11 protein-coding genes are annotated in these 13,409 nt (G+C 24.0%); 4 read left to right on the top strand and 7 right to left on the bottom strand.

Annotated elements, in window-relative coordinates; all coding sequences use genetic code 11:
• A partial coding sequence (gene ltrA, locus KHD59_RS01420; RefSeq protein WP_238120276.1) for a group II intron reverse transcriptase/maturase occupies nt 1-1,276 on the bottom strand: 1,276 nt, incomplete at its 3' end.
• Nucleotides 1,277-3,787: 2,511 nt separating this feature from the next.
• On the opposite strand from ltrA, the gene KHD59_RS01415 reads away from it, so the two are divergent.
• The 4 genes from KHD59_RS01415 (at nt 3,788) to KHD59_RS01400 (ending at nt 6,773) form a co-directional block, all read left to right on the top strand.
• Nucleotides 3,788-4,810, top strand: coding sequence for a phosphate acyltransferase (locus KHD59_RS01415; RefSeq protein WP_213680402.1), 1,023 nt, complete (start codon nt 3,788-3,790; stop codon nt 4,808-4,810).
• A 14-nt stretch (nt 4,811-4,824) separates the two neighbouring features.
• Nucleotides 4,825-5,505, top strand: coding sequence for a ribonuclease III (gene rnc, locus KHD59_RS01410; RefSeq protein WP_004995113.1), 681 nt, complete (start codon nt 4,825-4,827; stop codon nt 5,503-5,505).
• Nucleotides 5,505-6,119: a DnaD domain protein gene (locus tag KHD59_RS01405; protein ID WP_004995116.1), complete on the top strand. Its 615-nt coding sequence runs from the start codon at nt 5,505-5,507 to the stop codon at nt 6,117-6,119. Before rnc ends, KHD59_RS01405 begins: the two co-directional genes overlap by 1 nt.
• A 147-nt stretch (nt 6,120-6,266) precedes the next feature.
• Nucleotides 6,267-6,773 (top strand): hypothetical protein, encoded by a 507-nt coding sequence (locus KHD59_RS01400; protein ID WP_213680401.1) that lies wholly within the window; start codon nt 6,267-6,269, stop codon nt 6,771-6,773.
• A gap of 100 nt (nt 6,774-6,873) precedes the next feature.
• Here KHD59_RS01400 and KHD59_RS01395 read toward each other — a convergent pair whose 3' ends face one another.
• From KHD59_RS01395 to dnaX, 6 genes are all read right to left on the bottom strand, one after another.
• On the bottom strand, nt 6,874-8,502 hold the full coding sequence (locus KHD59_RS01395) for a CTP synthase (RefSeq protein WP_213680400.1): 1,629 nt from the start codon (nt 8,500-8,502) through the stop codon (nt 6,874-6,876).
• A gap of 60 nt (nt 8,503-8,562) precedes the next feature.
• Nucleotides 8,563-9,435 (bottom strand): phosphatidylserine decarboxylase, encoded by an 873-nt coding sequence (locus KHD59_RS01390; RefSeq protein WP_193622159.1) that lies wholly within the window; start codon nt 9,433-9,435, stop codon nt 8,563-8,565.
• Nucleotides 9,432-10,136: a CDP-alcohol phosphatidyltransferase family protein gene (locus KHD59_RS01385; RefSeq protein ID WP_213680399.1), complete on the bottom strand. Its 705-nt coding sequence runs from the start codon at nt 10,134-10,136 to the stop codon at nt 9,432-9,434. Before KHD59_RS01385 ends, KHD59_RS01390 begins: the two co-directional genes overlap by 4 nt.
• Nucleotides 10,137-10,424: 288 nt before the next feature.
• Nucleotides 10,425-10,958, bottom strand: coding sequence for a DNA-directed RNA polymerase subunit delta (rpoE, locus tag KHD59_RS01380; protein WP_213680398.1), 534 nt, complete (start codon nt 10,956-10,958; stop codon nt 10,425-10,427).
• Between the two features lie 166 nt (nt 10,959-11,124).
• Nucleotides 11,125-11,397 carry a YbaB/EbfC family nucleoid-associated protein gene (locus KHD59_RS01375; protein WP_004995129.1) on the bottom strand — a complete coding sequence of 91 codons (273 nt, stop codon included), beginning with the start codon at nt 11,395-11,397 and terminating at the stop codon, nt 11,125-11,127.
• 102 nt (nt 11,398-11,499) lie between these two features.
• Nucleotides 11,500-13,341, bottom strand: a complete 1,842-nt coding sequence (gene dnaX, locus KHD59_RS01370; protein ID WP_213680397.1) for a DNA polymerase III subunit gamma/tau — start codon at nt 13,339-13,341, stop codon at nt 11,500-11,502.
• Nucleotides 13,342-13,409 lie beyond the last annotated feature (68 nt).

Genomic DNA, 13,409 nt, shown 5'->3' with positions numbered 1-13,409 from the left:
TCAAAACACTTAGATTGTTAGCCCAACAAAAGTATTGGATAATTCCTCTAACAATTTTCTTATAGGTCCGGATTATTTCTAATTCGTCTCTTTCTGCTAGTGTTTCGTCGTGTTTCACCTTTCCCCTTTTTAACCAATTATATTCATATCCATATTCTTCGGCTTTCGCCTTGGGGATTTGGATTTGAACTTGACCGTTCAAGGAATTCTTGATAGTTTTCCTTTCCCGGGTTTTATTGGTAGGGTTAACTTTTATCATGTAGGATAGAAACCTCGTCCCTTTACTGGCTTTAACAATTTTGGATTTATCCTTACTAACAGTGAGGTTAAGGTCCTGTTTTAGCCATTGCGTTACTTGGTCTTTGATTTTCTCTGCCTGGTTATACTCACCCTTAATGCCGATGATAAAATCATCAGCATAGCGGATGTATTCAACTCTTGGTTTTGGATTTAGGTTGATGTATCTATCAATCCCCAGTTTATGGTGTTGGCGTGTTTTCCATGCCTTCCAATATTTTAGGTTACTCTTCTTAATTGGTTTTCCTTCTTTAATCAGTCTCTCCATTTTCAAGTCGATGTAATGTAAGTATACATTTGCCAACAGAGGAGAAATTATTCCTCCTTGAGGAGATCCCGATAAAGATTCGTACTTGATGCCATCCTTCATGAATCCGGCTTTCAGCCATTTGTTAATGGTTACGAGCGTTTTATTCTTTTTAATGAACCGGTTTAAGGTTCTCATCAGAATCTCATGATTAATGGTATCAAAGTAGCCTTTTAAGTCAATTTTGACAAAATAATCTATCCCTTTAAATCTTTGTTTGACACGTTTGATAGCATCATGACATGATTTTTTGGTTCTGAATCCAAAACTCCATTCTGAAAAGATATTCTCAAAATAAGGAGTTAAGAGTTGTTCCAGGCATTTTTGCATCAATCTATCCTTGATGGTAGGTATGCCTAAGGGTCGGGTTTTTTTATCATCTTTAGGAATGAAGATTCTTTTAACTGGTTTTGGGTGGTAACCGTTATTGACGTATTCCAGATGGTATCTTTCTAATCTTCCTAGATTGATTCCATCGATGGTTTTGTTGTCGATTCCGGGTGTGCCCGCCCCTTTGTTGGTGGCAATTTTGTTGAACGCCATTAATGTGTTATAAAAGTTATTCATTCCTTGCTGAAGTTCCCTTTTTAAAGAGTAGCCGTTTGATGAACAATATTGAATTTTATCCAATGTTCGCAAAAGTTTAGTTTCTGATGAAACCGTTGTTGACATAATATATCAACTCCTTTCTCTCGATACCATTGAATAAGTAGTAAATTACTTTCTTCTTTCGCCCTATGAGAGTAATTAGCTCTCTTCTTGGTAAGACGATTCACTAAACTATTCCAAATTTAGGTTTACTATTACGACTACTAAGAAGATTCTTTATCCTTAACCATCCAGACTTTCATCCCTGGATTAGTAAACTTAATTACTTAGTTTTAGGATTCTCCAAGTTACACTAAATTTCTACCTTAATTCTTTAGGGGAAGTATCCTCTTTGTAGAGGCTGATTCCAGGTTTCTTTATTTGTTAAACTATCCCATACGTTGGATATATATCGATAGCCTCTGGACTGTCCGTTTAAGCAACTTCCGGAACAGGTCTTAATATTACATCAATTTTCCTTCTTAGGCCATTGCAGGCTTCTCCATAGAATTATTCGGTGGCGGAATCGTCTCGACTAATTTGCTTTCGTCTCAACCCGCTTTTATGGTCTGCTCTAATCCGACATTCTTTCGTTTGTCCGACCGACCATATCCTTTCAGGGTTTAACTGCCCTGGCTATTGGTTAAATAGCTCGAAATTTAGGCCTCTTTGGCGCCCTCCAACCATTAATAGAAATTTTTTTTTTTAAGTAAAATGAATACTTTTCATAAATATTCTTAATAGTTTTATTTTTAAGCATAAAAAATAACATATCTCTTTCGATAAATTCTTTAATATAATATATTAAAATAAAAATTTTATTTTAATTAAAAATTTAAACTAATCATATCATAATAGATTTAAAATAAAGGAATAGTGATCAAATTTATCTTTGTAAATGCAATTTTCACACTAAAAATAGAATTTACAGACAAAAAAAATTTCAGTATTCCAACTCTTAATATCCTAACTATCATTAGTTTAAACAAATTATTACTAATTTATTTTATCACGTTATCATATCTTTTTATCTTTTAATTTTAAGTATAAAAAGATCTAAATTTTTTTAATTTTCAACTAATAACAGTTTGTATATAAAAATTTATTAGATTTGTGTTTTTTAATATTTAAAAAAATAATTATTAATAATTAAAAATGCAATTATAAAAATAATAATATTAATTACAAATTTCATTTTAAAAAACAAAATGCAAATAAGCTTATAATTCATGCAACTTACAAATTATTTTAAAATAATATATATGGTGTTGAAACTATTTTTATATAAAATAATTTTTTAATCAAATTTGCGGTTTAGGTTAATTATTATCTCCAAATCATGTAATCCCAAATTTTTTTGTATTTAAATCATTTTTATAGATCTCATTAATAATAGAAATATAAATCTCACATTTGAGATAATTAATATATTAAAAATAGTAGAATAATTATAAAAAACAAATTCTTTTATTACTAATAAAAAAATAAAAGAATTTATCCTCAATTAATGTAATAATTTCTAAATATTTCTAACTTATTTAAATGATTATATTAATAAAAATAAAAAAATTTTAATCATTTTGTCTAATATAATAACGAATAAATTATAAAATAAAAGCCAATTTTTAAAAAAATTTAAATCGGAATATATGGCAATTATTTAAAATATAGTCAACACTTTATGTATTATATTACAACAACATATATGCATATATGTTTTTAAATTAGCGAATTTTTTAATTAGTTAAAATTTTCACCTTCTCTCTGAATTATAATCGAATTATAATTTTTCAACTCAAAATTTTTTTATAATAAAATTGCATTTTTTATTATAAAATACAATAATCTAAAATAAATATTACTTAATTTAATTAAAAAAATATTATTTTTTTATAAAAAAATAAAAATTAAATAATTTAATAGTCTTTAGATTTAATATCAAAAGATATTAATATTTTGAAAAGTAATTAAAAAACTAAAACTAACTTTCAAATCATTACTACAACCTATAGCAATTTCATATTAGAATTATATTTAATTCTTATTACAAATGTCAAGAAAAAATATAAATATAATTTTAAATTTAAAAAATAAAATTATATACATTTATTTCAATTTTAAAATATCTGATAAGAAATTAATCAATTTATTTTTTTTACTTAAAATAAAAGGATAAATGGAAAATTTTAAATGAGTATAAAAGAAAAATCAACTTCTAATATCATCCTTATAAAATATGTTATAATTAAAAAGTTGATATTATTTTATTTATAAAATATTATCATCTTTAACAATCTACATAAAAAATAAAATTTTATAAATTAAAAAAATGCAAATTTCTATATTATATTAGTTAAATAGAAAAATTAAAATTATAAATAAAAATTATATTTTTAAAACAAATAATGTATTTCAATTATCAAAAATAACTTAAAAATTTAAAATTAAAAACTATAAAAATAAAAAATGCATTTTTTTAATTAATTTAATGAATAAAAATATAAAAAGTTATAAAAATTTTAAAAATAGACTTTTTAATTAAAAAATGATGCTATTTTTTTAAAAAAATTAAAAATTTCAATATAAGGATTTTATATGATTACATTAGCCATAGATGCTATGGGTGGAGATTTCGCTCCTAACATAGTAATTCAAGGAACAATAAAAGCTTTAATTTCAAATAAAGATTTGAATATTAATTTATATGGTGATCAAAAAAAAATAGAAGATTATTTAAAAGAAACAACTACAAAAAATATTTTAAATGTTATTAAAACAAGATTAAAAATTATAAATACACCTCTATATTTGTCCATGAATGCTCAAAATATCAGAGAAGCTATAAGAGATAATACTCCCTATTCTATGTTTGTAGCTCTTAGAGATGTTAATCAACTATCATCAATAGATGGTTTTATAACGGCTGGACCAACACAAGCATTAGTTTTAGCTAGTTATCTTATTATAGGCACTTTACCTGGAATAAAAAGAATATCATTAGCACTTATGTTTAAATCTATTGATAATCGCACTCGAATTTTAACAGATGCAGGTGCTAATGCGGAAATAAAAGAAGAAAATATTCTAGATTTTGCTATATGCGCTAATTATTTGGCTCAAATATTATTAAATATACCCGAACCTAAAATTAAACTTTTAAATATAGGTATAGAACCAAACAAAGGTCGAAAAATGGATGTTAATATTTTTAAATTATTAAGTAATAATCCAAAAATTAATTTCCAAGGGAACGAAGAACCAAATAATTTTTTTAATACAGAAGCTGATATTTTATTAAGTGACGGTTTTACAGCTAATATGATATTAAAAACATACAAGGGCACTGCAGAAATGTATAAAAATAATTTAAAAAAAATGCTAACTAATAATTTTTATACAAAAATAATTAGTAAAATATTTTTTTATAAAACTATAAAAAACCATTTTAAAAAATTTAATACAGATAAAACAGGAGGAGCTATATTACTAGGATTAACAAGAATTATTATTAAAGCTCCTGGTAATTCTACAAGCTATTCTTTCTATCACACTATTAATCAAACAATTGATTTAATCAAAAAAAATTTTTTAAAAAAAATAATTGAAAATTTTCAATAAATACAAGGATTATCATGTATCTTCAAAGTTTATTTAAAAGATTAAATATAAAGCCTAAAAATATTAATTTATATATTAACGCTTTAACACATAGTTCATATGCTAATGAACATAATTTAAAACATCACAATAATGAAAGATTAGAATTTCTCGGGGACTCTATTATTAATTTTCTCATGGCTAATTATCTTTATAGAAAAAACCAAGATAATGAAGGTATAATGACTAAAAAAAGAGCTCAAGCTGTTTGTGTAGCATCTCTTTTAATTTATTCAGCCGAAATAAATCTAAAACAATATATTTTATTAGGAAAAGGTGAACGTAAAAGAGGTATATATAACTATTCTATTATTGCTGATGCTTTTGAAGCTTTATTCGCAGCTATATATTTAGATTTAGGTTATTTGCAAGTAAAAAAAACTTTTCATTATATAGTAGTTCCTTGTTTATCTAAAATTATAGGAATTATTGACTTTAAAACGCAACTACAAGAATTAGTGCAAACACGTCATCAACACATTAAATATAAAATTGTTGCTGAAACAGGATTAGCACATGAAAAAGAGTTTATTGCTGAAGTATATTTATCCGAACAATTATTAGGTAAAGGCGAAGGTAAAACAAAAAAATCCGCCGAGCAACAAGCAGCTAAAATAGCTTTAGAAAAATTATCGCAAGAAAGTAAACTAAAATAATGTTAAAAGAAATATATGAAGAAGGATATTTAGATATAGAAAAAATTTTAATTCATAAATATCTAAAACTTAATTTATCAATTAAAGAAGTAAAAATGCTATTATTACTATTTAAACAATATCAACAACCTATTCTATCAACAGAAAAAATAACAAAAAACACTAATTTATCCTTAACAGAAATAAATAATATTTTAGGTAATTTAATAAAAAAAAACTTTTTGTATTTATATCAAAAAGAAATTAATAATCAAGTTCAAGAAATGTTTAACTTAGGCGAAACTTTTAATCAAATCGAAAAATTATATAAACAACCAAAATTAAATAATTTAAAACATAAAAATATTTCAGATATTAGTCATACTATATCTAATATTGAAAAAATTAAAGGAGATGTTTTGAATAGCCAAGAATTAGAAATAATTAAAAAATGGTATCTTGAATTTAATTATCCACAAGAAAAAATTATACAAGCCATTAAACAAGCTAATGCTAACAAAAAAAAATCTATTTTTTACATCAATAATTTGCTAAATTATCAAAATCAGCAAAATATATCGCAAGATAAAAATATAGAAAAAAATCTACATAAAATTTTTGATAAAATAAAATAAAATAATTTATTATTTTACAATAATTTATTATTTTACCTTATCTAAGACTAAAAATATGTTATAATTGAAGGCGATATTGAATCTTTTTATAAAACAAAAGATTTAATAAAATTATATAATAAATAGAGGAGAAGAAAAAGTTTCTTTATGAATCACAAAGAAAATTTTTTACAAACTAAAAACGGCAAAATTACAGTTGGTGTTTTAGCATCTGCAGGTATAGCTTTAGTTGTTTATTTCATAACAGCGAAATTATTGCATTGGGCACCTTTTACAATAAAAACATTAACAGCTAAAGATATTGATAATTTAAAAGTCGAAATTAAAGATTTCACAGGCAAATCAACAAAAGACCAACTTTCTTTAGATGATGCTAAACAAGAATCACAAAAAGTAGTTGATGCTATGAAAAAAATAGTAGATGCATTGGCAGAAAATAACAAAGCAGATATTAAAGATAAAAAAATTTCTGATTCAACAATAACCGCAGCAAACAATTTAAAAACAAAAGCTGATGAAGCATTAAAATTTGTTAATGACAATGCTAGTAATTGGATAGATGACAGAGTAAAAGATTTTGTTCCTAAAATGGTAAAAACTAGTGACATTAATGATTTATTAGGTCTAGTTAAATCAGATTTAAAATTATCATAATAAAATCCATTTAAAATTTTAATAAAAAATAAAAAAGTGTTCGTTTATGAACACTTTTTTTTATTCTTTTGACTTTAATAAAAAATAAAAAAGTGTTCGTTTATGAACACTTTTTTTTATTCTTTTGACGATAAATTGCCGCAGTTAAAATAAAATCTTTAAACAAAGGATGCGGGTTAAATGGGCGAGATAAAAATTCTGGATGAAATTGAACTCCTATAAACCAAATATGATCAACCAATTCTATTATTTCTACAATTGATTCTTGCAAATTTAAACCAGAAATTATAAAATTTTTATCTCGCGTAAACATGGAAATATATTCAGAATTCATTTCGTAACGTTGACGATATCTTTCAGAAATTACGGATTTTCGATAAATCGCATAACTTTTGCTCGACGTTATAATTTTAGTCTTTTTTAAACCTAATCTTAAAGTTCCCCCCATATCAGTATCAGTAATTTTGCACTTAATTACCGGATAAGGAGTGTTTTCATCTATCTCCGTCGAATTTGCTCCGAATAAATTTAAAACATTATTAGCGTATTCCACCACAGCTAATTGCATACCTAAACAAATTCCAAAAAAAGGGATATTTTTACAACGAGCATAGCGAATAGCTTGTAATTTACCCTCAATAGCTCGACCACCAAAGCCACCAGGAACCAAAATACCATCACAATCACATAAAAAGTTGTGTACATTATCACTATTAATATCTTCAGAATAAATAAATTGAATGTCAATGCCTACTTTATTAAAATAAGCTGCATGTTTAAGAGCTTCTACTACAGATAAATAAGCATCGTGAAATGCAGTATATTTACCGACTATACCAATCTTAACAACTTTTTTTAAAATTTTCATTTGTTGAATCATTTGTTGCCATTCTGATAAATTAGCTACTGGTAAATATTCTAAATTAAAAAATTTCAAAATGAAATTATCAATTTGTTGAGCATACAAATTAAGAACAATAGTTTCCACGATCGAAACATTAACATTAGAAAAAATAGCCTCCTTTTTAACATCACATAAAATCGAAATTTTTTCTTTTATTTCTACCGAAATATCGCTTTCACTTCTTAAAATTAAAATTTGAGGTTGAATACCTAAAGATCTCAACTCCTTCACACTATGTTGTGTGGGTTTAGTTTTAGGTTCTCCTGAAAATTTTAAAAAAGGTATTAAAGTATTATGTATATATAAAACATTTTCGAAACCCAAATCTTGTCGCACTTGACGAATTGCTTCTATAAAAGGTAATGACTCTATATCGCCGATAGTCCCGCCTATTTCCACAATTAAAATATCATATTCCCCAGAATAAACATTTTTTAATATGCGAGATTTAATTTCATCTGTAATATGAGGAATAACTTGAATCGTTTTTCCTAAATAATTTCCTTGACGTTCTTGTTGAATAACGTATTGATAAATTTGACCTGTCGTAATACTCGAATCTTTAGTAAGATTAATATCTAAATATCTTTCATAATGACCCAAATCTAAATCAGTTTCAGCTCCATCATTGGTCACAAAAACTTCGCCATGTTGTTGCGGACTCATAGTTCCTGAATCTACATTAATATATGGATCAAGTTTTTGCATAAAAATTTTTAAATTTCGTTGTTTTAATAAATATCCCAGAGAAGATGCTAACAAACCTTTTCCTAATCCAGAAACTACTCCACCTGTAATAAAAATAATTTTAGTTTTTTTTTGCATTGATAAAACAATTATCCATTCATTATATTTTTTTTAATTCCAATCATCTTTGCGATTAATTTATTGTTTCAATTTAAAACCTATAGTTTCACCTATATTAACTTTAGTTTCTATTCCGATTAGAGAATTATTTAAAATTAACTGATTAAACTTAATTTTATTAGGTTCAATTACTAACACAATAACAGAACCTCCAAACGAAAAAAAACCTTTTTCCTGCCCTTTTTTAAAACTAATAATTGAATGATTATTAATTTTTCCTACTAATAAAGCTCCAATTTCTATCTGTATGATTTCCCCAAAATTTAAAGTTTTTAAAATAGTATATTCGCGACTATTTTCAGAAAAAACATTAAAATATTTAAAAGCAATAGGATTAACAGTATGTAATCGACCTTGAATTTTAACATTATTTTTAGATTGAACACCTTCATCCACAAAAATATATCGATGATAATCAAAAACTTGTAATCTTAACATTACTAAAAAACCATTCAGATATTTTTCAGCTAAATAATCATTTTTTAAAAGATCGCGCAAATGATAAGGAGTGTTCTTAATATTAAAGATACTATTTGCATTAATATTAAAAATACACATTTGACCTTCCCCGGGACTAATAAAAGCAGAAACAGAATTATCAAAATTAATCTTCTTGTAAGTTCGCACAAAAAAATCATTATAAGATTTAAATGAACTCGGATGAAATAAACTAGTATCAATATGATTTTTAACAATAATTTTTTTAACATGAAAACGTGAAAAAATAGATTTTAAATAAAAACTAATTATTTTACTAAAAATACGAGAAATAAAGATTCTCAATAAAAAACGTTTCCACCATTTTTTTTGTATATCCTGATATAAAGATTTTTGTAACCAGCTACTTGTTACATTATTATGCAAATTGTTTGATTTAAAACGTTTATTCACAATTTACTCATATGAAAAAAAATATTTTTGTTTATTAATAAAAAAATAAACATAATAATAAATAATAAACATAAAATCAATAATACTCCTAAAATGTCAGGTTTATTAAATTCCAGTTTATCATTAATAAATAAAAAAGATAATAACACCAAACAAAATACATATATACCAAAAAAAATTTTATTCCAATTTAATATTTGCAAAGGATTAAAATAAAATAATAAAACTAATAAAGGGAAAATAATAGATGCAATAGTTACAGGAACACCAATAAATTTGTTAATATTTGCTTTTTTTTTAGAACTTTCGCTTAAAACATTAAAATAAGCTAAACGAATTAAAGATGCTAAAAGATATAAAAAACTAATTAATATAAATAAAATATCATAATAATTTTTAAAATCTAAATCTTTATAAAAAATTTTTTTATAAAAAGATATACCTATAAAAATTGGTAATATACCAAAACTAATTAAATCAGATAAAGAATCTATTTGAATACCATATCTTTTTTCCTTAAGAGAACGAACTTTTTTACAACGACTAACAATTCCATCTAAAACATCTAAAATGCCAGATAATAATAACAAAACACAAGCCAAAATAATTTTGTTTTGAACAGCGCATATAATACCCATAAATCCACTTAACAAATTTAAATAAGTTAAATAAACAGTATAATTATACATTCCTAAAAACATAATTTATTACTACAACCTTCACATTATATAGAATTTAAAAAAAGTATTTAATAAAATAATTTAATTAATATAATCTTTTCTAATAAAATAAAAAAATTAATAATTTTTGATATAACTATACTAATTTCGCCGATAGCATTTAATTATGAATAAATTATTTGCGTTTTGATATCAGAATTTGACTTTCTGATATATAACCCTTTATCATTTTCCTTTTAAATAATCGTTATTATTTTTTTCAGTATTTATCAGCATTAATGATTGATAATTGATAAAATAACAAGATATTTATTCCTCATTTGGCGCCCAATCATATTCGTTAATATCTTCATTTTTATCTTCTTCTGCATTAACAGAATCACTTTCCTCTCTTAAAACCGCTTCATCATCTTCCAAAACAACATCATCTATATCTTCTAAAATTTCTCGATCAGCTGTCTCATCTGTATGACTAAAATCCGAATCATTTTCTAACCTGAAATCATCATCTAAATTATTAGAATATTTTAAATCTAATAATTCATTGTCAATATCAGATTTTTCTTCATCCGCATAATATTCTTTATCCCATAAATCTAAATTATCAGTTTTAATACCCCACAAATCTTCGCCATGAAATACAAATAATCCGCTAATTACAATATCTAAATAAAGTTGTAAAAAACAATCTTGTCGTAAATTTTCTATTTTTTTTATATCCAAAACCTGTTCTATTAATTGATAAACAGGCATAGGTTTTTGGTTTTTTTGCAAAATATCCAAAGCGATTTCTAACATAGAATATTCTTTAAAAGGATTTTGATTATTACTTTGATTTATCATAATATTTTAAATAACCTTCTTATTTTATTAATTTTTTAACAATCAGAACTATTAATTTATATATTCCAAATAATCACTTAAAGTTAATAATATTTATAATTTCAGTTAAAAATAAATTTGAAAGATTAAAAATATAATTAATTAAAGACATATAATTTAAAAATTATTAAAACTCTAAATATTCCGAAGCTCTCGTAATAACATCGCGAGAAGCTTTATCTACTTGTTGCAAAACATTATTAAAAGATAATAAAATACTTTCTTGTAATAGGTCTAAATTTTTAAGAATTTGAGAATTTTGAATACGTACATCAATTACTTGTTTGGTCCCTTGCATAACAATCATAACGTCACCGACACAAGCAGTAAACTCTCTAGATTCTAATTTTTTTTGTTCATATTTAATAGATTCTTGAATTCTTTTTAATTTTTCGAACATATTACATTCCGTTCCTTATTCTAAATTATTATTTTAATCTGTCAATCAATATTATATTATAACTATAATAAGAATGAATATTTAGAAAATTTTATAATTTAATTATTTTAATCTAACTTTATCAGCACCAAAATATTTAATAGCTAACCGAAAAAATTTATTTTCTTCTGAAAAATCATTAGAATTATTCAAGCATAAAACTTCTACATTATTAGAGTTATCCATTGTTGGTTTAACTAAAAAATTATTTTTAGAAGCGAATGTAGCATATTTTAAATAAAAATTAATATCTAATTTAGACAATTCTAAATCACACATATGACGAGTTTTTTGATATCTTTCATAAATAGGTAATAATTTTTGTTCCCAATCTTGATGCAAAATCACAAAATACTCTTTCATTAATTTATTTTTTTTATTTAAAATAATTTTTATTTTATTTTTGATATGCGGCTTAAGTAACTGTTGATATTCTTCTACACTTGAACAAGAAATTAACCATTCTTTATTAATATTAATTAAACATAGTTTACTTTTATATAAACAAATTGCAGCCATTTCCAAATTTTTATCCGAAATTTTCATTAATCGGCACCAATTTTTTTTAATTTTTTGAGTTATTTGATTATCAGGTGTTATTAAAATTTGTTTTAATCCATATAAAAAACTATCTAATGTCTTACTAATCATTGAACAAGAAGAACTGGACTTCATACAAGCACATTCAAAAACATCAGAAGTAGGTAGACTAATATTATTTGCGCAAGAAGTAGCTAAAATCTTTTTTGTTGATAATAATTCCATAGTATTTGGAAATCTTTTTGCAGTAATACTTTCATTATAAATAATTTCCTGATCTTCTAAAGCATTATTTCCTTTATACAAACTTAAAAATTGTTTTAATTGAATGCATTTAATAATAAAATATTTTTTTTTATGAATAGTATTTTTAATAGTATTTTTCCAATTAAATAAAAAAATAAAAAATTTATCTTTTTCATTAATGCTTAAATTCTTAAATATGATTTGAAAATTATTATCAGTCTCTTTCCATTCTTGAATAAACAAAGTTAAAAAAAACCCTATTAAATCTTCCATAAATAAAAAAATATCTACATGTGGTTGCAAAAGATTGTCTAAAAAATCAATCATCGTAACAACATTACCATATAATATGTAATCAATTAATTTCTTCATTTGAAATTTAGAAACTAATCCTAAAATTTTAGAGACTTCTTCGACACTAATATGACTATTATAATAGTAAGTACTAACTTGTTCTAATCTATTCAAAGCATCTCTCATACTACCTTTTGAAGAAATAGCAATTTGATATAAAGCATCTATATCGATATCCATATGTTCTTGAATAGATATAACTTCCAATTGTTTCCTAATCGCTTCAACTGTAATATGTTTTAATCCGAAATGTTGAGCACGAGAAATAATAGTTTTAGGAATTTTATCAAATTCACTAGTAATTAAAATAAAAATAATTTTAACAGGAGGATCTTCTAATAGCTTTAGCAAAGCGTTGAAAGCATTATAAGATAATACATGTACTTCATCAATGATATAAATTTTATATTTTCCAAAAATTGGTTTATATTTTGAAGTATCTTGTAATTCTCGAATTTCATCTACACCATTATAAGAAGCACCATCTATTTCGATCAAATCTAAATTATTTTTTTGATTAATACTCATACAAGATTTACATAAATTACAACAATCTAAACCAGAATTATCTAAACAATTAATAGTTTTAGCCAAATTTTTAGCTAAAGTTGTTTTTCCTACGCCCTTATCGCCGCTAAACAAATAACAATGATTTATCCTACAATATTTAATAGCATTTTTTAAAGTTTGAACAATAATATCTTGACCAATAATATTTTGAAAATTTTGAGGTCTATATTTACGATATAAAGATAAATAAGTCATAACTTAATAACACCTTTTTGAATATATAATTATTTTTTTAAATTTTACTTAATTATTGAATTAAATAA

Source organism: Sesame phyllody phytoplasma (assembly GCF_018390775.2).
Lineage (GTDB): Bacteria > Bacillota_I > Bacilli_A > Acholeplasmatales > Acholeplasmataceae > Phytoplasma > Phytoplasma australasiaticum.
The sequence above is the reverse complement of the archived record's forward strand: the minus strand, read 5'-3'. Positions and strand labels throughout refer to the sequence as shown.